This window comes from Brevibacterium renqingii, from assembly GCF_017808105.1.
Taxonomy (GTDB): Bacteria; Actinomycetota; Actinomycetes; order Actinomycetales; family Brevibacteriaceae; genus Brevibacterium; species Brevibacterium renqingii.
The window spans coordinates 16,976-38,546 of record NZ_JADBHF010000012.1 but is presented as its reverse complement, the minus strand read 5'-3'; the positions used below and the strand labels follow the sequence as shown (position 1 = coordinate 38,546).

Here is a 21,571-nt window from a genome sequence, read left to right as displayed (position 1 = left end):
GTCACGACGCATGGCAAGGACAATGTGAGTTGTAGGTGAACACAACTTACAGAAGTCGCTTCTTCGCCCGAGTTCGACGTTCGTACAGGTCCCGTCGAACCGCGGCCGTTATGATCAGGGCATGTCGAACCACACACCGCTTCGAACGACGGCCGTTTCGCGCAATCTGAGCAGGTTTGCGCTCGGGGTGGCCGCTCTGGCGCTCACGCTTCCGCTCGCCGCATGTGACACTGGGGTCGATCCCCGGAATCCGAGCTCCTCGGCTCCGAGCGAGTCGACCGGGGCCGCGTCTCCGAGCAAGGACGCGTCGACGATCGACCCCGTCGGCAAGTGGACCTCTCCTGAGAAGGGAGATCCCTTCCTCGAGTTCTCCGACGACGGTTCCCTCAAAGGCTCGGACGGCTGCAATGCGATCGCGACCACGTGGAAGGTCGAGGGAGACGAGATCATCATCGAATCGTTCATGACCACGCAGAAAGCCTGCGCAGGCGTCGACCCCTGGTTGGGCAAGGCATCCACGGCCACGGTCGAGGGCAACGTCATGAAGGTCGAAGACAGCAATGGCAAGGTCATCGGCGGACTGGAGAAGGAAGACAAATGACACATGAGGTAGTCGGCCGCTGGGCGGCCGAGAAGAACGAGAGAGCCTTCCTCGCATTCCTCGAGGACGGCACGGTGCGCGGCAGCGACGGGGCCAATGCCATCGCCACCTCGTGGTCGGAGGAAGCCGAAGGCCTGATGATCGCACCGTCCATGACAACGCTCATGGCCGCGCCGGGAATGCTCACGTGGGTGCCCAAGGCCCGTCGTGTCGAACCCGATGGAGATCAGCTCAAACTCTTCGACACGGCCGACAACCACCTCGGTGTTCTGCTCCGGCAGCCGCCCGGCTCAGCTGATACGAACGAAGGCCGATAGATGGCCGGGGGTCTGATCGCACTCCTCGACGATGTCACCGCCCTCGTCAAACTCTCCGCTGCCAGTCTCGATGATGTCGCTGCCGGGGCATCGCGTGCCGGTGCGAAGGCCGCCGGCGTCGTCGTCGACGATGCAGCGGTGACTCCGAAGTTCGTCGAAGGAGTCAGCCCGAAACGCGAACTGCCGATCATTGAGCGCATCGCCCTGGGCTCGTTGGTCAACAAGATCGTCATCATTCTGCCGATCATCCTGCTGCTCAGCCAGTTCCTGCCCTGGCTCCTCACCCCGCTGCTCATGATCGGCGGCACGTATCTGTGTTTCGAGGGCGCTGAGAAGATCTTCGAGAAGCTCGGTTGGATCGCCCATCATGAGAAGAGCCATGAGGCCCACAGCGACGGAACGGAAGAGAACGCCTCCGACGGCGCCGCAGCAGAGAAGAAAATCGTCCGCTCGGCCATCACGACCGATTTCGTCCTCAGCTGCGAGATCATGGTCATCGCGCTCAACGAGGTGGCCGAGAAGTCCCTGACGAGCCGGGCGCTCATTCTGGTCCTTGTCGCCCTGGCGATCACAATCGGCGTCTACGGCGTCGTCGCACTCATCGTCAAAATGGACGATATCGGTCTGCACCTGGCGACGAAGGACGCTCAAGGTCCGCAGAAGTTCGGTCGCTTCCTCGTTGGCGCCATGCCGAAGCTGCTCGCCCTGCTCTCCGTCGTCGGCACCTTCGCCATGCTCTGGGTCGGTGGGCACATCATCCTCGTCGGCACCGATGAACTCGGTTTCCACGTCCTCTACGGCTTCGTCCACCATCTCGAAACGCCCGTCGCAGCGATTCCCGCTGTCGGTGGCTTTCTCGGTTGGCTGGTGAACACCGCTTTCTCCCTCGTCCTCGGTGCGATCTGGGGCGCCGTCGCCGTGAGTGCTGTGCTGGGGATCACCGGGCTGGTCAGAGCCGCACGGAAGTGAGTTCTTACCTCGCGAACTGGTCCTGAGCACCGGGCGCGATCTGCTTCGTCACTTCCCCGTGATCGGCGCAGCTGAAGATGCAGTCCGCATCCGGCTCACCTGTCGGCGAAGGTCTTCTTCGGCATACCCGCCACAATCATCGGCGCTCCGGTCACGGGGTCGTCGATGACGGTGCAGCCGATGCCGAAGACCTCGTCGACGAGTTCGGCGGTGATGATCTCCTCGGGTCTGCCCTGGGCGACGATCTCGCCGTCCTTCATCGCGATGATCTCATCCGCGTAGCGACAGGCCTGATTCAGGTCGTGGAGCACCGCGACGAGTGTGTGGCCGTACTCGTGATTGAGCTGGCAGAACAGGTCGAGCAGTTCGATCTGGAAGGCGACGTCGAGGAAGGTCGTCGGCTCGTCGAGCAGCAGCAGCGAGGTCTCCTGGGCCAGAACCATGGCCACCCAGACCCGCTGGCGCTGACCGCCGGATAGCTCGTCGACCTGCCGCGATGACAGCTCTTCGGTGTTCGTCGCTCGCAGTGCCGAGAGCACAGCGGCTTCGTCGGCATCGGTCCACTGACGGAGAAACGACTGGTGCGGGTGGCGACCGCGGGCCACGAGTTCAGCGACCGTGATGCCTTCCGGAGCGATGGATGTCTGTGGGAGGAGCCCCAGACGCTGGGCAATCTTCTTCGTCTTCATCTTCGCGATGTTGTTCCCGTCGAGCAGCACTGCACCGTCAGCGGGAGGGAGCAGCCTGGCGAGGGCTCGCAGCAGAGTGGACTTCCCGCACGCATTGGGTCCGACGATGACTGTGAACTTCCCGTCGGGGATGGCCACATCGAGGTCGCTCACGATCTCGCGGTGGTCATAGGCCAGATCGAGATGCTGGGCGACCAGGGGCGAGTGTGTGTCGGCGTTGAGAGTGCTCATGATGCCTTCCGAGCTTCTTGGATGAGGAGCCAGATGAGATAGATTCCGCCGATGCTCACGGTGATGATGCCGACAGGCAGTTGGATGTCGCCGAAGGCATGCTGAGCGATGAGGTCGGCGGCCACGAGGAGCAGAGCACCGACAGCGGCAGAGGCGAGCAGGCTGGTTCCCTGCGCTTTGGCGATCCGCCGTCCGATCTGCGGGGCGGCCAATGCCACGAACGCGATCGGTCCGGCGGCCGCCGTGACCACTGCCACGAGCGCCACCGCGACGACGATGAGGGCTGCGCGCACAGGCTCGTTCCGCACCCCCAAGGCTTTGGAAGCGTAGTCGCCGAGCTCCAGGGTCCCGAGGTCACGCGCGAAGAGCCCACAGGCCAGTCCCAGGACAACGGTGGCGACAGCGGCGGGAGCGATAGTCGACCACCCCATCCCGTTCAGTGTTCCCGCACCCCAGGTGGCCGCGGCCATGGCCAGTTCGAGGTCGGCCCGCAGGATCAGCCACGTGTTGAAGGCGTTGAGCATCGCTGTCAGAGCGATGCCGACAATGATGAGGCGGAAGCCTTGGACTCCGCCCTTCCAGGTGAGCATGTAGACGATCACGGCGGTGAGCAGTCCACCGATGATCGCTCCGGCGGCGGTCGAGACGAAGCTCGTGCCGAAGACGATGATGGTGACGATTCCACCGGTGTAGGCCCCGGTGGAGAAACCGATGATGTCCGGGGAGCCGAGTGGATTGCGAGTCAGCGACTGGAAGACAGCTCCGGAGACTCCGAGCCCGGCGCCGAGGACGATGCCGGCGAGCACACGCGGGGCGCGCCACTCACCGACCACGGTGTTGACGATGCGCTTGTCCGCCATCCCGACCAGGCCTTGGAAGACTTCTCCGATGGAGAGGGAGAACTTCCCGAGCATGAGACCGGCGAATCCGCAGGCCAGAGCGAGAAGCGCCACGATGCCGGCGGTGATGAGGACGCGCATGTCGAGTCGAACGCCGAAGACACGCAGCATCGGCCGACCGAAGTCGACCCTCTCCCCCGGCAGGGTTCTCGGATGAGGACACAGTGTGCGTTCCTGCACCGCAAGATGGCTGGTTTTCACAGACCGCTCGCCTTCTTCCGACGGACCAGGGCGATGAGCACCGGTGCACCGACGAATGCGGTGACGACTCCGACCTGGAGTTCGCCGGGTTTCATCACCACTCTTCCGATCACATCGGAGGCCAGGAGCAGGATGGGAGAGAGCACGAGCGAGTATCCGAGGATCCACCTCTGATCGGTGCCGACGATCCACCGAGCGATGTGCGGGATCATCAGTCCGATGAAGCCGATCGGGCCGGCGGCTGCCGTGGCCGCTCCGGCCAGCAGGGTCACGGCGAGGATGGAGAACACTCGAGTGCGGTTGACCGAGGTTCCCAGGCTGGCGGCCAGATCGTCCCCGAGCGCCACCGCGTTGAGCGAATGGGACAGGGCCAGGGCGAGTACGATGCCGATGATCATGAACGGCAGGATCGCGGTGATCGTGTCGAAGTCGCGGCCGGCGATCGCACCTACGTCCCACGACCGGAACGCGTCGAATGCGCGTTCATTCGTGAGCAGGATCCCCTTGGTGAGCCCGGTGAGCACCGCGGCCACGGCGACTCCGGCCAATGTGAGGCGGATCGGGTCGACCGTGCGGCTGCGTCCCGAGGATCCGATGATGTAGACCCCGATCGTGGCGATCAGCGCGCCGAGGAAGGCGAACCAGATATAGCCGGTGATCGAGGTGATTCCGAAGAACGCGACTCCGATGGTGACAGCGAAGGAGGCTCCGGCGTTGACGCCGAGGATGCCAGGGTCCGCCAAGGGGTTGCGCGTCAGGGCTTGGATGAGGCCTCCGGCCAGGCCCAGCCCCATGCCGACGAGGACGCCGAGCACGGTCCGCGGCAGGCGGAGTTCGAGGACGACGAGCTGGTCATCGCTGCCGTTGGGTGAGAAGAACGCGCCGAGGACTTCGGACACGGGCATGTCGCGGGCACCGATGGCCAGTGAGGCCAGCACCACGACGATGAGCACGATGCAGGCGGTCACCAGCCCCACCACACGCTTGAACCACAGTTTCCGACCAGCGGGCTGACCGCTGTCAGTGTGCGGTTTCGCCGCAGAAGCGGTGGCGGAACCGGTCATCTGATGGTCCTTCTCGAGTGCGGCGACTAAGGGCAGGCTAACCACACTGTAACTCACGCGGCCATCTCAGCCAAGCGATATGAGGCTCAACCGGCTGTGATCTTGCCGATCCTCTCGGACACCTGTCGCTGGATGCGCGAGAGCATTCCGCTCATTCCGCGCAGCCGCAGCGGGCTGACGATTGCCGACAGCGACAGCCGCAGAGGCAGATCCGACGGGACCGACAGGATCGTCCCGGCAGTGGCACCGTCGAGGCCATCGTGCAGGATCCCGGCGAACCCGCGGGTCGTGGGCGACTCCGGCGGCGCGGAGAAGTGCAGCCGCACGACCGCTTCGTCCCCGGCTTCGGGGCTCTCGACCTCGGTGACGAGGAAGATCGGCGACTGGCATTCGGGCACGGGCTCGAGCAGCTCCGGATGATCCGTGTACTGCGCGGGCAGCTCGGGAAGATCGGTCGCGAACTCCAGCAGCAGCTGCAGACGGTCATCGGTCTCGGTGTCGGCGAAGTCGTTGACGATGTCTGCCAGGCCCTCCGGCAGGTCGGCGGTCTCGGGCGCGGTTTCGGCGGTCATCAGGCTCCGCGCACCTCCCCGGGCTCGGAACCGGTGGCGATCGGCACGCCCACAACGTTGCCCCATTCGGTCCAGGACCCGTCGTAATTGCGGACGTTCTCGTACCCGAGCAGGTGTTTGAGAACGAACCAGGTGTGGCTGGAGCGTTCGCCGATGCGGCAGTAGGCGATGACCTCGTCGCTTCTTCCCAGACCGGCCTGCTCCGTGTAGAGCTCCTTGAGCTCGGCCGCGGATTTGAACGTGCCGTCCTCATTGGCCGCCTTGCCCCAGGGCATGGACTTCGCGCCCGGGATATGACCGCCTCGCAGGGCGCCCTCCTCCGGGTACGCGGGCATGTGGGTGCGTTCGCCGGAGTACTCCTCGGGGCTGCGCACGTCAATGAGAGGCAATGCGCCGAGGCTGTCGCGAACCTCGGGCAGGAAGGCGCGGATGGCCGAGTCGTCGCGTTCGACGACGGGATAGTCGGTGGGCGCGGGCTTCGGCTTCTCGGTCGTCATCTCACGGCCCTCTGCCTGCCATTTGGCACGTCCGCCGTCCATGAGCCGGACGTCTTCGTGGCCGAAGAGGGTGAACACCCACAGGGCGTAGGCTGCCCACCAGTTGGACTTGTCTCCGTAGACGACGATGGTGTCATCTCGCGAGATGCCCTTGGCGGACATGAGCGCTGCGAAGCCTTCGCCATCGACGTAGTCGCGGGTCACTGTGTCATTGAGCTCGGTGTGCCAATCGACCTTGACGGCTCCGGGGATGTGGCCGGTCTCGTAGAGCAGCACATCCTCGTCGCTTTCGACGATGACGAGTCCGGGGTCGCCGGCATGTTCAGCAACCCATTCGGTGCTGACCAGTCGTGTTCCGTCCGCGTACTCGGCGAACTTCGGTGTGCCATCGACCGGGATCGAAGTGCTCACGCATTCCTCCTGAAACATAGGTGACTATGACGAGCTCGTTGGGGCAACGTCGGACCTCTTCAGCATATTCCTTCGTCAGGATCTGCCGAAGAAAGTGGTCAGAGCTGAGACGAAGGCCTGCGGCTTCTCCGAATGCACCCAGTGTCCTGAGCCCTTGACGGTGAGCAGTGTGGTCCGCGGGAACAGTGCGCGCATCTGCGGCAGGTCATCTCTGCTGATGTACTCGGAGTCCTCGCCTGCCACCCACAAGACAGGGTGGTCGAACTGCGCATCGCCCATATCCGGGAAGTCGCCGATGGCATCGAGGCTCGAGTACAGGAGTTCGAGGTTGGGCTGCCAGGCATAGCCTGACGAGGTCGGGCGCAGGTTCTGCAGCAGGAATCCCCTGGTGGCAGCCTCCGGAATCGGCTCCTGCAGGGCGACGTCGGCGTCCGTGCGCGATTCCACTCGGTCGAGGTCGAGGTCGGCCAGGCTCGAGAGCAGATGCTCGAAGACGCCAGTGGATCCGCCGGCCTTGGGGGCGATGTCGACGATGACGAGCCGGTCGATGAGATCGGGGCGGCGCAGGGCGAGGACCATGGCGACCTTGCCGCCGAGGGAATGTCCCACCAGGTGCACCGGCCGCTGTTCGGCCTCGGTCACCTCGGCGATATGATCCGCGACTGCATCGGCGATTTCGATGTAGTCGAACGCTGCGGTCCAATCGGAGTCTCCGTGGTTGGGCAGGTCGACGAGCAGGCTCGAGAACTCGGGGGCGAGCGCCTTGGCGATCCGGGTGAAGTTCTTGCCGCGGCCGAACAGTCCGTGGAGGAACACGATGCGTCGGCCGGTCTCACCCACGCGCTTGCTGAAGATGGTGGTCACCACTCCAGCCTAGCGGGTCAGGAGGCGAGGCTGACAGCCGCTCCCCTGTCACGGGCGCGGGTAGGGTGAGGTCATGCACTTCTCCGAATATGACACTCGACTTGCCGGTTATGCCGTCATCGTCAACGACGATGATGAAGTCCTTCTCAGCTGGTTCAACGGCGGTCGGGACCACGTCCACGCGATCTGGACGCTCCCCGGAGGGGGCATCGAATTCGACGAGAGCATCGAAGAGGGCACGATACGCGAGATCAAAGAGGAGACCGGCTACGATGCCGAGCTGATCCGCCCTCTGACCACGCATACGTTCACGGAGTCGCGTCGCAATCCTGCGTTCGGGACCTCGGCCCCGCGGCCGTTCAAAGGCGCACGGGTCGTCTTCGAGGCCCGGATCACCGGAGGCACGCTCGGCACCCTCGAAGTCGGCGGGACGACCGACCGCGCCGAGTGGCTGCCGATCGGCTCGCTCGCCGAGGTCCGCCACGCGCGCATCATCGACATCGGCCTCGAGGCGCTGCGCGGCGGACGCCACAGCTGAAGCCGACTCCGACGACGGGCGTCGAGCGCCGAGCGGCCGCCCGAGCGACTCAGCCCAGATGCTTCTCGATGAGTTCGGGCATTCTGTCAGCGGCGTAGGCCGCCGAGAGCACCGAGTTGAGGGAGAACGCCTGGCGCACGTCGTTGAGGTCTTCGGTCAGCACCAGGGCGTGGCCGTCCTCAACGGCAGGCACCCGCTTGAAAGCGGAGTCGTCGGTGACCTCGGAATCCTTGATGTAGATGGGGAACACGACGAGCAGGTCCGCGTCGAGCTGATCGAGATTCTCCTCCGAGATCGGTGCGGTGAAGCCTTCGGGTTCGAGCGCCGAGATCTTCTCCGACTGGGTGAAACCGAGGTTCTCCATGAACTGCACCCGCTCGGTGCCGTCGATATAGGCACCCCAGCCTTCCGAGGTCTTCGCGGCCACGGCCACGGACTTCCCGTCGAAGTCCGGATGGGACTTGCGGGCTTCGGCGAATTTCGCGTCGAGGTCCTTCAGCAGCTTCTCGCCCTTGTCCTCCTTGCCCAGCGCCTGGGAGACGAGTTCGACCTGCTGGTCCATGGTCGTCAGGTAGTCGTCCCCACCCTTCGGAGGACCGACGGTCGGCGCGATCTCGGAGAGGCGATCGTAGCGTTTCTGTTCGCCGGAGCTCTTCGTGTCGAGGATGAGGTCCGGTTCGAGGGCCGCGATCGCTTCGTAGTCGGGCTCCATGGTGGCGATGATCTCCGGAGCCTCGTCGTAGAGGTCTTCGGCCCAGGGACCGACGCCTTTGCCGCCGAATTCGACCCAGTCGGAGGCCCCGACAGGCTGTACGCCCAGGGCCAGAGCCGTTTCGGCATCTCCCCAGCCCAGGGCAACGACTTTCTGCGGGTCGGCGGGGACTTCGACAGACCCGAATTTGGTGTCGACGTTGGGCCCGGAGGTGTCCGCGGAGTCCGAGCCGCCTCCGCCGCAACCGGCGAGGACGAGCAGGGAGGCAAGAATCGGGGCGAGTGTTCGGCGCATGGCTTCCTTTTCGAATAGTAAGGCGAGCCTAGCTTAACCCATTGTCGAACTCAGAAATGCACACTCACGGCCGTTCGTGTCGGCATGTGTCCGGCTTCTTCAGGGCGCCTTGACCTCGAGGCCGGCGACGTCCATCTCTTCGAGTCGGACGATCCGCGAACGTCGGCCCGTGATCACTCGGTGCCCGAGCCACAGCAGCAGGAATGCCGGCAGACCGGCATAGGCGCTGGCGACTTCGAGCAGGCGGCCGTTGACGACGGCCTGCACGTTCTGGCCGATGATGACGACGATGAGCATGATCAGCGCAATGATCGGACCGATCGGAAACAGCGGAGCACGGTACGGCAGCCCGTCGACCGAATGCCCCTGCCGCAGGTAAGCACGTCGGAACCTGAAATGACACCAGGCGATGCCGACCCACACGATGAATCCGGACAGGCCCGAGACGTTCATCAGCCACGTGTAAGCACCTCCGTCGCCCATGACCTCGGAGAGGAACCCGAACAGTCCGATCACGGCGGTGGCAAGCAGTGCCATGACCGGCACTCCGCGCTCGTTGAGTCGGGCGAACAGCCTCGGCGCGGTTCCGTCCTTGGCCATGGCGTAGAGCATGCGGGTCGAGGCGTAGAGGCCCGAGTTGCCGGCCGAGAGGATCGCGGTGAGGATGACGGCATTCATGATTCCCGCGGCCACGGCGATTCCGGCGCGTTCGAACACGAGCGTGAATGGCGAAGCGGTGACGTCCTCGTTGTTCGCCGAGGCCAGCAGCGACGGATCGGTGTAGGGCAGCAGGAAGCCGATGATCACGATGGCGCCGATGTAGAAGAGCATGATGCGCCAGAACACGGTCCGGATGGCTCGCGGCATGTCCTTGCGCGGGTTCTCCGACTCCCCGGCCGTGACACCGACGAGTTCTGTCCCCTGGAAGGAGAAGCCGGCGATCATGAACACACTGATGACCGACATCCAGCCGCCGACGAACGGTGCCTCTCCCGTCGTCCAGTTGCGCAGTCCCGGCGCGGAGCCTCCGATGATGCCGACGATCATCAGCACACCGAGGACGAGGAACGCCAGCACGGCGATGACTTTGATGGCGGCGAACCAGAACTCACCCTCACCGAAGGCTTTCGACGAGAGGAAGTTCAGACCGCCGAGGAGGATGAGGAAGCTCGCCGCCCAGACCCACGACGGCACGCCGGGCAGCCAGAAGGACATGATGACTCCGGCCGCGACGAGCTCGGCTGCCAGGGTGATCGCCCAGTTGAACCAGTAGTTCCATCCCATCGCGAAGCCGAACGAGGGGCTGACGTACTTCGTTCCATAGGTGTGGAAGGACCCGGCCACCGGCAGATGCGTGGACATCTCCCCCAGTGACTGCATGACGACGAGGACCATGACGCCGATCGCCGCATAGGCCAGCACGGCGCCGCCAGGCCCGGCCTGGGAGATCGTTCCGCCGGAGCCGAGGAACAGTCCGGTGCCGATGGCCCCGCCGATGGCGATCATCTGCAGGTGCCTCGACTTCAGTCCCCGTCTGAGTCGGCGCTCTCCGGTCGCCTCGGCGGCAGGTGTTCTCATGGTCGTCCTCGCTCGTGGTTCGGCGGGTCCACGCACGAGGACCCTGGCCATTCCTACCACAGCCGGACCTGTCACGGACGGGGGATCCTCCGGGTGCGAGCAGGCTCACATCTGCTCGGCCGGGGTCTCGAGCAGCTTGAGTATCGGCTTCAGTGCGGTCCTGATGCTGAGAATCCGGAACACCTGGTCGCGGGCGGCCGCAAGCAGCCGGGACCGATCGAACATCAGCCCTGCCAGGGCGCGTGAATTCTCGTGGGCGGCCTCGACGCGCGGACGCTGGCGGTCCTCGAAGCGCTTCAGCGCTGTCACCGGGTCGTCGCGGCCTGCGGCGATCGCACGGGCGAGCATGTGGGCGGATTCCATCGCCATGCCGGCTCCGATGCCGGCCGTGGGGAGGAAGCCGGCCGCCGCATCGCCGAGGAGGACCGTGCGTCCCTCGGCCCAACGGCGAGCGCGGGAGTCACGCAACGGCCAGAAGAACGGGTCTCGGGCTGTGGCGATCGCCTCGAGGCAGGCGTCGATGCGTGGTGTCAGCACCTTCAGCTTCGCCCTGACCTCATCGGCGAACCGTCGTGGCCCCAGCGGCTCCCGTGAGTCGGGGCATCCGAGGAAGACGCCGATGCCGTCCTTGACCGGATACATGCCGAGGAAGAAGCCGTCGCCCCAGATCTCGTCGACGGCGTCCGGGCTCCCGTCGGCATCTGCCCAGCACACCCAGCCTCCCCACGCCGTGTCCAAGGTGTCCACCGCGTCTGCCGACCGGGCTGCGCCGAGGGAGCCGCGACTCGGTGCGAGGTCCCGGGTCCGCGAGTTCATTCCGTCGGCGATGACGACGATGTCGAACGCGGTACGCGCCGATTCCGCTGCCGCACCGGAATCATCGCCCCACGTGACGGTCACCGATCGCTCGTCTTCAGCAAGCCCGGACACAGTGGTGCCGAAAGCCACCGGACAGTCATCACCGGTGAGCACCGTCAGCAGCGCGGCCCGGGAGATCCCCCGGTAGTCACCGTACTCGGCCAGCAGATCGCCGAGGCGGTCCTGCCGGAGAACGCGCCCGGAGTGCGCATGGGCGACATAGCGGTCGATGCCGACGCTGGCGTCGAGATAGGTGTCCCGAACGCCGAGGGCGTCGATGATCGGGTCGACCATGGGCATGAGCGCGAGCATGTACCCGGCCCGGTTGTCTCCGATCATGCGTCGCGCGTCGGCGGACCGGTCCACGAGCACCGGTTCGAGCCCCTGAACTCTGAGCAGCTGGGCCAGGGTGATCCCCGCGATGCCTGCTCCGACGATGAGGATGCGCGGCGTCTCGGCCGACACTGATTCGAGCTGCTCTCCCACGCTCGCTGCTGTGATCAACTCTCGCGCCTCCTCATCCTCACAGTCCTATCTTCGACCCGGCTGTGGCACATCGTCTACCGTCTGCTCAGACGCCTTCCTCGCTCCTGCGCGTCTCCGCTGCCGATCTGGATGCGAACGGGCTCGTCTTCTGCGGTGCCGAGGGCAGGCCGCGAGCGAGGTCGGGGCCGAGATCGGAGATGCTGCGGGCGCCCATGAGCCCCATGGCGGTGAGGATCTCCTGTCGGATGAGTTCGATCGCCCGTTCGACTCCCCTCTGACCGCCGGCCATGAGCCCGTAGAGATAGGCGCGGCCGATGAGGACGAAGTCCGCTCCGGCGCACAGAGCGGTGACGACATCGGTGCCGGACATGATTCCGGAGTCGAGGATGAGTTCCATGTCGGCTCCGACCTCGGCGCGGACCTCGGCCAGGGAAGTCAGTGAGTCGGGGGCACGGTCGAGCTGGCGCCCGCCGTGGTTGGAGACCACGAGGCCATCGGCTCCGACCGACTGAGCCCGACGTGCGTCGTCAGCGGTGAGGATGCCCTTGACGAAGAGGCGACCCGACCACTGCTCCCGGATCCACCGCAGGTCATCGAGGTCGAGGGTGGGATCGAACATCGTCTGCGTCATCTCCGCCAAGGACTGCGAGGTATCCGACAGGGAGGCGTATTTCGGCGGTTCGGTGGTGAGGAAATTGAACCACCAGCCCGGCCGGTACGAGGCGTCGAGGATCGTACCCAAGGTCAGCCGCGGCGGGATCGTCAATCCGTTTCGGTGATCACGCAGCCGCTGCCCGGTGATGGGCGTATCGACGGTGACGAGCAGAGTCTCATAACCGCTGGCCTGGGCTCGCTGCAGCAGGTCGAGGCTGCGCTGCCGGTCTTTCCACAGGTAGAGCTGGAACCACCGGGTCGAGTCCGGGGCCGCCTGTGCGACGTCCTCGACCGAGGTCGTTCCCATCGTCGACAGTGAGAACGGGATTCCGGCCTTCGTCGCCGCGCGCACACCGGCGACCTCACCCTCGGAGTGCATCATCCTCGTGTATCCGGTCGGGGCGATGCCGAACGGCAGACGAGTTCGGGATCCGGCGATTGTCGTCGAAGTGTCCGGGGCGTCGACACCGTGGAGAATGCGCGGCAGCAGCTCCACCTCGGCGAAAGCGTTGCGATTCCTGCTCAGGGTCCGCTCGTCCAGAGCCGCCCCGTCGACGTAGTCGAAAGGTGCGCGCGGGGTCACACGTTGGGCGATGCGTCGCAGATCCCAGATATCGGCGGCGGAGTCGAGCCTTGCGGCCACTCGGTCGAGTCGGGGCGGTTCGAACTTCAGCAAGGGGGCGAGTTCTCTGATGTCGGGAAGTCGGCGCTTCATCTCTCTCCTCGGTCGCGGCTGTGCGCTCGTCATTCTAGGGTCCGGGAACGAAACCGGCCGACGGTGTCCATCATCGCCGATTCCGGTCGCGGCAGGCAGGTGCCGCTCCGACCTTGCGAGACCTCTGACACGCTGCGGGGTCCGAATTCGACAGCCGCCCGGGGCAACGTGGCACGATGAAATGGATGTCTCAAGCACTTGTGTGGTATGTCAGCTACGGTTCGAACATGGCTCGCGATCGGCTCGCCTGCTATCTTCAGGGCGGCCGGCCGCCCGGAGCGCACGTGAGCTATCCGGGTGCAAGGGACGGCACACCGCCGCGGGCCGAGGCCTGCGTCGAACTGCCCGGAACGATCTACTTCGCCGGTTCGTCGAAGGTCTGGGGCGGCGGGATGGCCTTCTATGACCATCATGTTCCCGGTCCCACTCCGGCCAAGGCCTATCTCATCACCGCCGAACAGTTCGCCGATATCGCCGCCCAGGAGATGAATCGTCCGCCCGAGGCCGACAGTCCATTGGAGAGCCTCGCATTCGACCTGCCCGTCGGCGCGTCTCATTCGGTGGGGCCGGGAGGCTATGAGACGCTCATCGTCCTCGATGACGTCGACGGCGTCCCCAGCGTCACATTCACCGCTCCCCACGGTTCGGCCGACATCGAGCACACCCAGCCGACCGAACCGTATCTGGCGATGCTGCGCACAGGCACTGCCGAGGTCAGGGACGCCGCTGAGCTTCCCCGGCGCGCAGCTGCACCAGCGTGAGGTCGAGCAGCGGGGTGTCGACCCCCAGCTCGGCGGCCTTGCGGGCCAGATCGCCGAGGATGTGCTCGGCTTCGCTCGGCAGACCTGCCGTGACGTCCCGGTAGAGGGACGAAGTGAACTCCGACCCCTCTGCCGTGAGCATCGACACGGTCATCTCGTGGGACCTCGCGGACACCGGATGGGACGCCGCGGCCGCCACGGATTCGAGCTCCTCGATGATCCGGAGCACATGAGCCCGCCCGTCGGCGTCGACGATCGCTCCGACCGGCGCCCGGAACAGGCAGGTGACGACTCCGGCCGCGGCGATGAAGATCCACTTCTCCCACAGCCCGCCGACGATGTCGTCGATGACCTGCAATCTGAAGCCGGGCACGTCGAGAGCCGTGGACACGGACTCGGGCACCTCATCGCCGGAGAGGTCGCCGATCGTCATCACGGCCAGGTCGGTGAGCTGATGCACCGCACCGTCCTTGACAGTGCCGACGATCTTGACGAGCCCGCCGAGGGTCTGGCCCGGGTAGTCGGCCTGCAGACGGTCGATCTGGGCCATGCCGTTGAGGAAGGGGACGATCCGCGTGTCAGCGCCGACGGCGGGGCGGACGTCGTCGAGGACGGCATCGAGACCGTCGGCCTTGACCGCGATGATGACGAGGTCGAAGGTCTGCCGGCTCCTCTCGAGCTCCGCGGCGGTGATCACGCTGACGGAGTTCGTCCGATCAGCCTCCGGCGAGACGAAGCGCAGCCCTTCGGCACGGATCCGCTCCGCCCTCGTCTCCCGAAGGAGGAAGGTGACGTTGCGGCCGGCCTCGATGAGGTAGGTGCCGAAGGCTCCTCCGGTGGCTCCGGCACCGGCGATGAGGATCGTCGGCTCCTGTCCGTTCGCTGCGCTGTGCGTGGTACCCGTCATGCCGATTCCTCCTTGAGCACCCGCGCGGCCGCAGCGGGATCGACTGCCGAGGTTATCGCACGTACCACCACGACACGCTCCGCGCCCGCTTCCCGGACCTCAGAGAGTCTGGGACCGGCCTTGATCCCACCGATGGCGAACCAGGGTTTGACCGCCGAAGCAGCCGTCTCGGCCAGCAGACCCGTGCCCACGGCCGGCCGGCCGGGCTTCGTCGGAGTCTCCCACACGGGACCGACGCAGAAGTAGTCGATCTCGCCGTCCGCTTCGGCGGCGAGCGCCTGTTCCCGCGAATGGGTGGAGCGACCGAGAAGGACATCGGGTCCGAGCACGGCGCGAGCCTGAGCGCTGGTGAGATCCCCTTGGCCGATGTGGAAGACATCGGCGCCGACCAGGAGTGCGATATCGGCACGGTCGTTGACGGAGAACAGCTTCCCATGCCGTTCAGCGACTTCCTTCAGCACCTCGAGGGCGGCGATCTCGTCTCGGGCTTCGAGGGTCTTGTCGCGCAGTTGGATGATGTCGGCGCCGCCGGCGTACGCAGCATCGAGGAACTCGGGAAGATCACCCTGGGCACTCCTGGCATCGGTGCACAGGTAGAGGCTAGCCCGAGCCAATTCGGCTTCCCGCCAGGCTCTTCTCGAGTCGGACACGTCGGTGTGCGGTGGAATATCGGTGGTCATGGTCATAGAGTAGAGGAAGTTCGCGGGAGCCTCCCAACGAGGCTGAGAGGGTGTAACAGCCGACCGTCAGACCTGATGCGGATCATGCCGCCGGAGGGAGAATCCATGCACGTCATCGTCGTCGGTGCCGGAATCATCGGCCTGTCCACCACCTGGTACCTGCGCCACCTCGGCGCCGATGTCACGGTCATCGATCCCGATCCCGCGATGGGCGCCTCCCATGCCGCGGCGGGCATGCTCGCTCCGGCCGCCGAGGTCGTATGGGGGCAGGAGCTGCTGTACCCGCTGCTGCGCACCGCGGCCGACATGTACCCGGAGTTCGCCGCCGAGGTGGCCGACACGGACGCAGCCGATCTCGGCCTCACCGACACCGGAACCCTGGTATGTGCCGGTGATCGTGCCGATCTGCAGGCGCTGCGCGAGCTGCGGGATGCCCAGTCGGGAGCCGGGTTCGCAACGGAACTCATCACCGGTTCACGGGCGCGAGAGCTCGAACCGTCCTTGTCACCTTCGGTCGCCGGTGCCGTGCGCATCCCCGAGGATCAGTCCATCGACCCCAGGAGAGTGGTCTCGGCCCTGCACTCGGTGTTCGCCTCCGAACTCCTGTCTGCGCGAGTGACCGGGCTGCTGCGCGACGGAGACGCCACCGTCGGTGTCGAGCTCGAGGACGGGCGGCAGCTGATCTCCGACCAGGTCGTCCTCGCCGCCGGAGCAGCCTCGAATGCCGTAGCAGGCGCCCCGCGGCTGCCCGTGCGCCAGGTATGGGGCGACGTTCTGCGCCTGCGTGCTCCCGCCGCGCGCACTCCCCTGCTGTCGAGCACCATCCGCGGCCTCGTCAACGGCCGTTCCGTCTACATCGTGGCCCGCCCCGATGGGGAGCTCGTGCTCGGAGCCAGCTCCCGTGAGGACGGTCGAGCCGGCACTGACGCCGGATCGGTCCACCGCCTCCTCCACGATGGTCAGCGTCTGGTTCCGGGCATTCTCGACTGCGAGATCACCGAGATCACCACTCGTGCCCGCCCCGGCTCCCCCGACGATGTGCCCCTGATCGGTCGGATCGACGCCGGCTGCGTCGTCAGCACCGGCTACTTCCGGCACGGCATCCTCCTTGCCCCGCTCGGCGGTCTGTTGGGTGCCGAACTCGCTGTCGGTCGCCGCCCCGAATGGCTGCCTCCGGGCGCTCTCGCCTCCGTCTCACCTCGGCGCTTCGATGATGCCGCCGACACCGCTGTTCTGCCCACCACGACCTCGAAGAGGAGCAAACCATGATTGAATCAGCACAGGCAGCCACTATCGTCCTCAATGGCGAACCGCATGAACTGGCCGGTGCCACCTCGGCGCTCGACCTCGTCGCCGAAGTCACCGGACGGGAGCTGCGCGAGGACGGGACCCCTGCCGATGGGGGCCGTCTGGGCATCGCCGTCGCTGTCAACGGCGAAGTGATCCGGCGCGGAGGCTGGTCCGGTTTCGTTCTGACCGACGGCCACACCGTGGACATCGTCACCGCTGTGCAGGGAGGCTGAGATGACCTGGACGATCGACGGCACGGATCTGAGCTCCCGCCTCGTCATGGGCACCGGAGGCGCGAGTTCGCTGAGCATCCTCGAAGACGCCCTGCAGGCCTCGGGCACAGAACTGACGACCGTGGCGATGCGTCGCTTCGACGCCGAATCGCGTGATTCCGTGTTCACCATGCTGCAGCGCTTGGGCATCCGCATCCTGCCGAACACCGCCGGATGCTATACCGCCCGGGATGCCGTCCTCACGGCACAGCTGGCCAGAGAAGCACTCGAGACGAACTGGGTGAAGCTCGAGGTCATCGCCGACGAGGACACCCTGCTGCCCGATCCGATCGAACTCTTCGCCGCGGCCGAGGAACTCGTCCTCGACGGGTTCACGGTCTTCGCATATACGAACGACGATCCGGCGTTGGCGAAGCGACTCGAGGACGCCGGAGTGGCAGCGGTGATGCCAGCCGGCGCGCCGATCGGCAGCGGCCTGGGCATCCTCAACCCGCACAATATCGAAACCATCGTCTCCCGCGCCCACGTGCCGATCATCCTCGACGCCGGTGTCGGCACCGCCTCCGACGCCGCTCTGGCGATGGAGCTCGGATGCACCGCCGTGCTGCTGGCCTCCGCAGTCACCCGCGCCCACGACGCCCAGGCGATGGCCCGGGCAATGGCCTTGGCAGTCGAATCCGGCTATCTGGCGGCCGGGGCCGGGCGGATACCGAAACGACCACTGGCCTTGGCATCGTCGACCTTCGACGGATTGGTCGCAGCCCGATGACCGGAGCGCAGGCGACCACGCCCGTTGCGAGTGCGGACAGCGTGAATCCCGGTCCCCTGGTCGAACCCATTGACACGCTGAACCGGGACGAGTTGGCACGCTATGCCCGGCACCTGAGCCTGCCGGGATTCGGGCTCGAGGGTCAACGACGTCTGCGGGCGGCCTCGGTGCTGGTCATCGGGGCAGGCGGACTCGGTGCGCCGGTGCTCAACTATCTCGCGGCCGCCGGGATCGGGTCGATCACGATCATCGATGACGATGTGGTCGAGACCTCGAACCTCCAGCGTCAGGTCATCCATCGCAGCGTCGATGTCGCGCGGCCGAAAGTCGACTCGGCCGCCGAGGCCCTGCGGCGGCTCGACCCCTCTCTGCACGTGCGCACGATCGAGGCCAGGCTGAGTCCTGACAATGCACTCGACCTCTTCGCCGACCACGATGTGGTCCTCGACGGGGCGGACAACTTCGCCACCCGATATCTGTCCAACGATGCCGCCGAACTCACCGGCACTCCCCTGGTGTGGGGCACGATCTTCCGGTTCGCCGGTCAGGTGAGCACCTTCGTTCCCGGTCACGGTCCGATGCTGCGCGACCTGTTCCCCGATATCCCGGACCCCGATTCGGTGCCCAACTGCGCCGAAGGAGGAGTCCTCGGGGTGCTCTGCGGAACCGTGGGGTCGGCCATGGCCACCGAGGCGATCAAACTCATCTGCGGCATCGGCACCCCCTTCATCGGCCGCCTGCTGCGCTATGACGCTCTGGACGGTGAGTATTCGACGCTGCGGTTCTCCCCCGACCCCGAGCGGCCGGCCGTCACCGACCTCACCGAGGTGGCCGCAGCCTGTGCTGCCGCCGCTGCGCCCGGGACAGCTGCCGGGCCCGATGCCGGGATCGAGGAGATCACCCCTGCCGAGCTGGTCGGACTCGGCACACAGGCGGTGCTCATCGACGTGCGTGAGGACTGGGAAAGGGAACTGTCATCGATCCCCGGGTCCCTGCACCTGCCCTTGGCCAGCGTGCGCGAACGCGGCTGGGATGCGGTCGCCGAAACGATCGGGCACAGAACCGAACGCGGAGAGTCACCCGGCGACATCGTCATCCACTGCAAGTCAGGAGCGCGCTCGGCCGAGGCGGTCGAACTCCTCAACGACGCCGTCCCGCCCGAAGTGCGACTGCGTTCCCTGGCCGGAGGCATCACCGCCTGGTCGGCTCAGGCCTGAGGCGGCCCGGCTGCCAGTCTGGCGGCGAGACCACGCTCACCGGCTCTCATCACCACCGCATGCATGAGACCCGACAGGGGGCGGAGCATGCGGATCGACCGGCGCGCGGTCGTCACGCACCACAGCGACTCGATCTGTGTGCACCGACGGTCCTCTTTGAGCGTCCAGACTCCGTGGCCGCGCAGATCACCGTGGGCGCTGAAGCTGATCAGCTGCGGAGCCCTCACCTCTTGGGCTTCGATGACGAAGCGCAGAGGCGTGCCCAGTGGTGTGTGCACCAGTATGCGCGCTCGGCTTCCGCACACCAGCCGCTCACCCACGGGTTCGGCACTCGACAGGCCCCGCCACCATTGCGGCCACTCCTCGACCCTTTCGAGTATCGCCCATACGGCTTCGGCCTCGGCCTCGGCGGTCCACTGGTCGTCGAAGTGGAAGGGCGAGGACTCCCCGGCCCGAGGGGTCACATGCACATGGGTCATGGTACGACGGTAGTGTGAAAGACGTGAGTGAGGAAAGCATCGCCAGCAACCGTCGGCCCTCCCCCTTGGGCGGCCGCAAACCGACCAAGGACGATCTCGCGGCAGTCTCCACCGACGATCCGAATGCGATCGACGACGTTCTGCCGAGTGACGGCTCAGGAGTGAAGATGCTCATCGTCGGCATCAATCCGGGCCTATGGACGGCCGCGGTCAACGCCCCGTTCGCCCGGCCCGGCAACCGGTTCTGGCCCTCACTGCATCAGGCGGGACTCACCGACCACCAGGTCGACGCTTCCCGCGGACTCGACCCCGCCGACGAACAGCAGCTGCTGCGACGCGGCATCGGGCTGACGAACCTGACCGGGCGGGCCACCGTGCGGGCCGACGAACTCTCCCGCGAGGAGCTGCGTGCAGGTGCTGATCGTCTCATCGACCGACTGTCCGCGATCCGACCCCACGCGGTGGCCATCGCCGGCATCACCTCGTTCCGGATCGGCTATCAGCAGCCCAAAGCCCGGTTCGGTCGTCAGGACACCTCTCTCATCGCTCGGTGGCCGTCCGAAGTGGCTCTCCATGTGGTACCGCAGCCCAGTGGCCTCAACGCCCACTATCAGATCGCCGACCTCGCCCGCATCTGGCGCGAGGTGTGGGAGAGCATTGACGACTGAGGTCTACCGTGCCACTCCGGTGAAGTGCTTGCGGCAGCGAGCGACATAGGAGTCGAGGCCCCCGACGTGGCTGGCATCGATCTCGGTGGCGGCGACAGTCGGGCGTTCGGAGTCTGCGCTCGCGGTCCCTGTTCCGGCGACTCGCGCCTCGGTCCGGTCCACACGTTGGTGGAAGACGGCGTCGCGCCCGCACACGGTGCACACCGCAGTGAGCCTGAGAACTTCTTCTGCCACGGCCATGAAGCTCGGCAGCGGTTCGAACGGGGCGCCGTCGAAGGTCACGCACAGCCCTTCGACGATGACGTCGACGCCCCTGCTGAGGAGGTCATCGACGGCAGGCACCAGATCGGGACCGAAGAATTGAGCCTCGTCGATGGCGACCAGGTCGTAGTCCTCGGCACCAGCCGCCTCGACGAGGGATTCGACGTCGCCGAGAGGTACGGCGGGAATATTCATCCCGATGTGGGAGGTGATCGTCGAGATGTCCGACCGCGTGTCGAGGGAATGGGACACGACGAGAACCTCGACTCCGGCGATCGTGGCGCGTCGGACCCGCCGCATCAGCTCCTCTGACTTGCCGGAGAACATGGGCCCGGCGATCACCGTGAGGCGGCCTGCGTCAGTCATCGTCGACGGTGACGCGTTTGGTTTCCGTGTCGACCGTGGTTTCGGTCTCTTCGCCGTCCTGGTCGAAGTCGAACTGGAATTCCTTCTTGCCGTCGTCGTATTCGAGCTTCCATCCGACGAGACGGCCCGAGGACTTCTCCTGTGCGAGGTCGAGCGCCTCATCGAAGGTCATCGGCTCCTTGAGGTCGATGGCCTTCTCCTCATCATCGGTGTCGTCTTTATCGTGGTCGACGATCTTGCCCGTCGCGGCGTCGATCTCGACCTCGTGGTCGGTGTTGCCGTCGAGGATCGACACCTCGTACTGCCAAGCGCTGTCGGTCTCGTCCCAATCGAGTTCGATGCCGTGCACGATGCCGTCACCGGTCTTCTTCAGCGCCGTGTCGATCGCATCCTCGGGGCTGACTGATGGAGATTCCTTGCTCAGGTCGGCATCGGCAGGCAGAGCCTTGCCAGACACGTCCGCGTCGCCGCCCTCTTCGGAGGCCGAATCGCTCGGCTCATCGGTGGAACCGGACTCGCCGCTCGCGGCAGAACCGGTGGCCGTGGGCGACGACTGCGCGTCACCGGAGTCGTCTTCGGAGCCGGCACCCGAACAGCCGGCCAGGGCCAGAGCGAGCGCTGCGATGCCTGTCACCGTGCTGATTGCCATGCCATGCGTCTTCATAGCCCTCACGGTAACAGCGAACCAATGCGTGATCGGTGTTTCTGAGAAAAGTCTCATCTGAGCTGCCGGCGGTGATCTGGACCTGTCTGCTCATGTCACGCGGCCTCGGGTGCGGGTCCATGCGCT

At 65.9% G+C, this 21,571-nt stretch carries 25 protein-coding genes and 1 riboswitch; of the genes, 10 read left to right on the top strand and 15 right to left on the bottom strand.

The genetic code is table 11. The features are described from left to right. Positions 1–121 precede the first annotated feature (121 nt). From IHE57_RS12790 to IHE57_RS12780, 3 genes are read left to right on the top strand one after another with little or no spacing between them, the layout of a single operon-like run. Positions 122–601 (top strand): META domain-containing protein, encoded by a 480-nt coding sequence (locus IHE57_RS12790; protein ID WP_209373549.1) that lies wholly within the window; start codon positions 122–124, stop codon positions 599–601. Further along, entirely contained in the window at positions 598–918 is a 321-nt protein-coding gene (locus IHE57_RS12785; RefSeq protein ID WP_209373547.1) for an META domain-containing protein, read from the top strand. The genes IHE57_RS12790 and IHE57_RS12785 overlap by 4 nt, the downstream gene beginning before the upstream one ends. Then, positions 919–1,887 (top strand): DUF808 domain-containing protein, encoded by a 969-nt coding sequence (locus IHE57_RS12780; RefSeq protein WP_209373545.1) that lies wholly within the window; start codon positions 919–921, stop codon positions 1,885–1,887. A 95-nt stretch (positions 1,888–1,982) separates the two neighbouring features. On the opposite strand, the gene IHE57_RS12775 is transcribed toward IHE57_RS12780, so the two are convergent. The 6 genes from IHE57_RS12775 to IHE57_RS12750 all read right to left on the bottom strand — a co-directional run bounded on the left by IHE57_RS12775 (position 1,983) and on the right by IHE57_RS12750 (position 7,315). Further along, positions 1,983–2,807 carry an ABC transporter ATP-binding protein gene (locus IHE57_RS12775; protein WP_209373544.1) on the bottom strand — a complete coding sequence of 275 codons (825 nt, stop codon included), beginning with the start codon at positions 2,805–2,807 and terminating at the stop codon, positions 1,983–1,985. After that, the gene (locus IHE57_RS12770; RefSeq protein WP_216630029.1) at positions 2,804–3,817 is read right to left on the bottom strand and encodes a FecCD family ABC transporter permease; all 1,014 of its coding nucleotides are present in this window, start codon (positions 3,815–3,817) and stop codon (positions 2,804–2,806) included. The genes IHE57_RS12775 and IHE57_RS12770 overlap by 4 nt, the downstream gene beginning before the upstream one ends. An 86-nt stretch (positions 3,818–3,903) precedes the next feature. Then, on the bottom strand, positions 3,904–4,971 hold the full coding sequence (locus tag IHE57_RS12765) for an iron chelate uptake ABC transporter family permease subunit (RefSeq protein WP_209325225.1): 1,068 nt from the start codon (positions 4,969–4,971) through the stop codon (positions 3,904–3,906). Between the two features lie 86 nt (positions 4,972–5,057). Beyond that, a complete protein-coding gene (locus IHE57_RS12760) occupies positions 5,058–5,543 on the bottom strand; it encodes a SufE family protein (RefSeq protein WP_209325226.1) in 486 nt (161 codons plus the stop codon). Next, on the bottom strand, positions 5,543–6,451 hold the full coding sequence (locus tag IHE57_RS12755) for a sulfurtransferase (RefSeq protein WP_366933951.1): 909 nt from the start codon (positions 6,449–6,451) through the stop codon (positions 5,543–5,545). Before IHE57_RS12755 ends, IHE57_RS12760 begins: the two co-directional genes overlap by 1 nt. A gap of 75 nt (positions 6,452–6,526) precedes the next feature. Further along, positions 6,527–7,315, bottom strand: coding sequence for an alpha/beta fold hydrolase (locus tag IHE57_RS12750; RefSeq protein ID WP_209373532.1), 789 nt, complete (start codon positions 7,313–7,315; stop codon positions 6,527–6,529). 73 nt (positions 7,316–7,388) lie between these two features. Between IHE57_RS12750 and IHE57_RS12745 the strand changes: the two genes are divergently transcribed. Further along, entirely contained in the window at positions 7,389–7,853 is a 465-nt protein-coding gene (locus tag IHE57_RS12745; protein WP_209373530.1) for an NUDIX hydrolase, read from the top strand. Positions 7,854–7,902: 49 nt separating this feature from the next. On the opposite strand, the gene IHE57_RS12740 is transcribed toward IHE57_RS12745, so the two are convergent. The 4 genes from IHE57_RS12740 to IHE57_RS12725 form a co-directional block, all read right to left on the bottom strand. After that, the gene (locus IHE57_RS12740; protein ID WP_209373528.1) at positions 7,903–8,859 is read right to left on the bottom strand and encodes an ABC transporter substrate-binding protein; all 957 of its coding nucleotides are present in this window, start codon (positions 8,857–8,859) and stop codon (positions 7,903–7,905) included. Positions 8,860–8,958: 99 nt separating this feature from the next. After that, positions 8,959–10,437, bottom strand: coding sequence for an amino acid permease (locus tag IHE57_RS12735; protein ID WP_209373526.1), 1,479 nt, complete (start codon positions 10,435–10,437; stop codon positions 8,959–8,961). Positions 10,438–10,542: 105 nt separating this feature from the next. Continuing rightward, on the bottom strand, positions 10,543–11,799 hold the full coding sequence (locus IHE57_RS12730; protein ID WP_209373524.1) for an FAD-dependent oxidoreductase: 1,257 nt from the start codon (positions 11,797–11,799) through the stop codon (positions 10,543–10,545). Between the two features lie 67 nt (positions 11,800–11,866). After that, complete coding sequence (locus tag IHE57_RS12725) at positions 11,867–13,150, bottom strand: alpha-hydroxy acid oxidase (protein WP_209373522.1); 1,284 nt, start codon at positions 13,148–13,150, stop codon at positions 11,867–11,869. A 185-nt stretch (positions 13,151–13,335) separates the two neighbouring features. Here IHE57_RS12725 and IHE57_RS12720 point away from each other — a divergent pair, with 185 nt between their 5' ends. Then, the gene (locus IHE57_RS12720; protein WP_209325234.1) at positions 13,336–13,911 is read left to right on the top strand and encodes a histone deacetylase; all 576 of its coding nucleotides are present in this window, start codon (positions 13,336–13,338) and stop codon (positions 13,909–13,911) included. Here the strand turns inward: IHE57_RS12720 and IHE57_RS12715 are convergent. Beyond that, positions 13,865–14,818, bottom strand: coding sequence for a ketopantoate reductase family protein (locus tag IHE57_RS12715; RefSeq protein WP_209373520.1), 954 nt, complete (start codon positions 14,816–14,818; stop codon positions 13,865–13,867). The two genes, IHE57_RS12720 and IHE57_RS12715, sit on opposite strands and share 47 nt — an antisense overlap. Next, a complete protein-coding gene (thiE, locus tag IHE57_RS12710; protein WP_209325236.1) occupies positions 14,815–15,498 on the bottom strand; it encodes a thiamine phosphate synthase in 684 nt (227 codons plus the stop codon). The genes IHE57_RS12715 and thiE overlap by 4 nt, the downstream gene beginning before the upstream one ends. A gap of 12 nt (positions 15,499–15,510) precedes the next feature. Next, positions 15,511–15,614: riboswitch (TPP riboswitch) on the top strand. Between thiE and thiO the strand changes: the two genes are divergently transcribed. The 4 genes from thiO to moeB all read left to right on the top strand — a co-directional run bounded on the left by thiO (position 15,604) and on the right by moeB (position 19,007). Next, on the top strand, positions 15,604–16,767 hold the full coding sequence (thiO, locus tag IHE57_RS12705; protein ID WP_209373518.1) for a glycine oxidase ThiO: 1,164 nt from the start codon (positions 15,604–15,606) through the stop codon (positions 16,765–16,767). It overlaps the preceding riboswitch by 11 nt. Next, complete coding sequence (gene thiS, locus IHE57_RS12700; RefSeq protein ID WP_209373516.1) at positions 16,764–17,021, top strand: sulfur carrier protein ThiS; 258 nt, start codon at positions 16,764–16,766, stop codon at positions 17,019–17,021. Before thiO ends, thiS begins: the two co-directional genes overlap by 4 nt. A gap of 1 nt (position 17,022) precedes the next feature. Then, positions 17,023–17,790, top strand: a complete 768-nt coding sequence (locus IHE57_RS12695; RefSeq protein WP_209373514.1) for a thiazole synthase — start codon at positions 17,023–17,025, stop codon at positions 17,788–17,790. A 41-nt stretch (positions 17,791–17,831) separates the two neighbouring features. Continuing rightward, the gene (gene moeB / locus IHE57_RS12690; protein ID WP_366933950.1) at positions 17,832–19,007 is read left to right on the top strand and encodes a molybdopterin-synthase adenylyltransferase MoeB; all 1,176 of its coding nucleotides are present in this window, start codon (positions 17,832–17,834) and stop codon (positions 19,005–19,007) included. On the opposite strand, the gene IHE57_RS12685 is transcribed toward moeB, so the two are convergent. Then, the gene (locus IHE57_RS12685) at positions 18,998–19,486 is read right to left on the bottom strand and encodes an SRPBCC family protein (protein WP_209325241.1); all 489 of its coding nucleotides are present in this window, start codon (positions 19,484–19,486) and stop codon (positions 18,998–19,000) included. The two genes, moeB and IHE57_RS12685, sit on opposite strands and share 10 nt — an antisense overlap. 23 nt (positions 19,487–19,509) lie before the next feature. On the opposite strand from IHE57_RS12685, the gene IHE57_RS12680 reads away from it, so the two are divergent. Continuing rightward, complete coding sequence (locus IHE57_RS12680; RefSeq protein ID WP_209325242.1) at positions 19,510–20,154, top strand: mismatch-specific DNA-glycosylase; 645 nt, start codon at positions 19,510–19,512, stop codon at positions 20,152–20,154. A gap of 3 nt (positions 20,155–20,157) precedes the next feature. On the opposite strand, the gene IHE57_RS12675 is transcribed toward IHE57_RS12680, so the two are convergent. Next, the gene (locus tag IHE57_RS12675; RefSeq protein WP_209373510.1) at positions 20,158–20,781 is read right to left on the bottom strand and encodes a thymidine kinase; all 624 of its coding nucleotides are present in this window, start codon (positions 20,779–20,781) and stop codon (positions 20,158–20,160) included. After that, the gene (locus IHE57_RS12670; RefSeq protein WP_253720249.1) at positions 20,774–21,430 is read right to left on the bottom strand and encodes a PepSY domain-containing protein; all 657 of its coding nucleotides are present in this window, start codon (positions 21,428–21,430) and stop codon (positions 20,774–20,776) included. The genes IHE57_RS12675 and IHE57_RS12670 overlap by 8 nt, the downstream gene beginning before the upstream one ends. Positions 21,431–21,571 lie beyond the last annotated feature (141 nt).

Excerpts from the sequence above, each read along its gene's own strand:
- IHE57_RS12790 (WP_209373549.1), top strand. The coding sequence starts at position 122 with ATGTCGAACCACACACCGCTTCGAACGACGGCCGTTTCGCGCAATCTG.
- IHE57_RS12785 (WP_209373547.1), top strand. The coding sequence starts at position 598 with ATGACACATGAGGTAGTCGGCCGCTGGGCGGCCGAGAAGAACGAGAGA.
- IHE57_RS12780 (WP_209373545.1), top strand. The coding sequence starts at position 919 with ATGGCCGGGGGTCTGATCGCACTCCTCGACGATGTCACCGCCCTCGTC.
- IHE57_RS12775 (WP_209373544.1), bottom strand. The coding sequence starts at position 2,807 with ATGAGCACTCTCAACGCCGACACACACTCGCCCCTGGTCGCCCAGCAT.
- IHE57_RS12770 (WP_216630029.1), bottom strand. The coding sequence starts at position 3,817 with ATGCTGCGTGTCTTCGGCGTTCGACTCGACATGCGCGTCCTCATCACC.
- IHE57_RS12765 (WP_209325225.1), bottom strand. The coding sequence starts at position 4,971 with ATGACCGGTTCCGCCACCGCTTCTGCGGCGAAACCGCACACTGACAGC.
- IHE57_RS12760 (WP_209325226.1), bottom strand. The coding sequence starts at position 5,543 with ATGACCGCCGAAACCGCGCCCGAGACCGCCGACCTGCCGGAGGGCCTG.
- IHE57_RS12745 (WP_209373530.1), top strand. The coding sequence starts at position 7,389 with ATGCACTTCTCCGAATATGACACTCGACTTGCCGGTTATGCCGTCATC.
- IHE57_RS12740 (WP_209373528.1), bottom strand. The coding sequence starts at position 8,859 with ATGCGCCGAACACTCGCCCCGATTCTTGCCTCCCTGCTCGTCCTCGCC.
- IHE57_RS12735 (WP_209373526.1), bottom strand. The coding sequence starts at position 10,437 with ATGAGAACACCTGCCGCCGAGGCGACCGGAGAGCGCCGACTCAGACGG.
- IHE57_RS12725 (WP_209373522.1), bottom strand. The coding sequence starts at position 13,150 with ATGAAGCGCCGACTTCCCGACATCAGAGAACTCGCCCCCTTGCTGAAG.
- IHE57_RS12720 (WP_209325234.1), top strand. The coding sequence starts at position 13,336 with ATGTCTCAAGCACTTGTGTGGTATGTCAGCTACGGTTCGAACATGGCT.
- IHE57_RS12715 (WP_209373520.1), bottom strand. The coding sequence starts at position 14,818 with ATGACGGGTACCACGCACAGCGCAGCGAACGGACAGGAGCCGACGATC.
- thiE (WP_209325236.1), bottom strand. The coding sequence starts at position 15,498 with ATGACCACCGATATTCCACCGCACACCGACGTGTCCGACTCGAGAAGA.
- thiO (WP_209373518.1), top strand. The coding sequence starts at position 15,604 with ATGCACGTCATCGTCGTCGGTGCCGGAATCATCGGCCTGTCCACCACC.
- thiS (WP_209373516.1), top strand. The coding sequence starts at position 16,764 with ATGATTGAATCAGCACAGGCAGCCACTATCGTCCTCAATGGCGAACCG.
- IHE57_RS12695 (WP_209373514.1), top strand. The coding sequence starts at position 17,023 with ATGACCTGGACGATCGACGGCACGGATCTGAGCTCCCGCCTCGTCATG.
- IHE57_RS12685 (WP_209325241.1), bottom strand. The coding sequence starts at position 19,486 with ATGACCCATGTGCATGTGACCCCTCGGGCCGGGGAGTCCTCGCCCTTC.
- IHE57_RS12675 (WP_209373510.1), bottom strand. The coding sequence starts at position 20,781 with ATGACTGACGCAGGCCGCCTCACGGTGATCGCCGGGCCCATGTTCTCC.
- IHE57_RS12670 (WP_253720249.1), bottom strand. The coding sequence starts at position 21,430 with ATGGCAATCAGCACGGTGACAGGCATCGCAGCGCTCGCTCTGGCCCTG.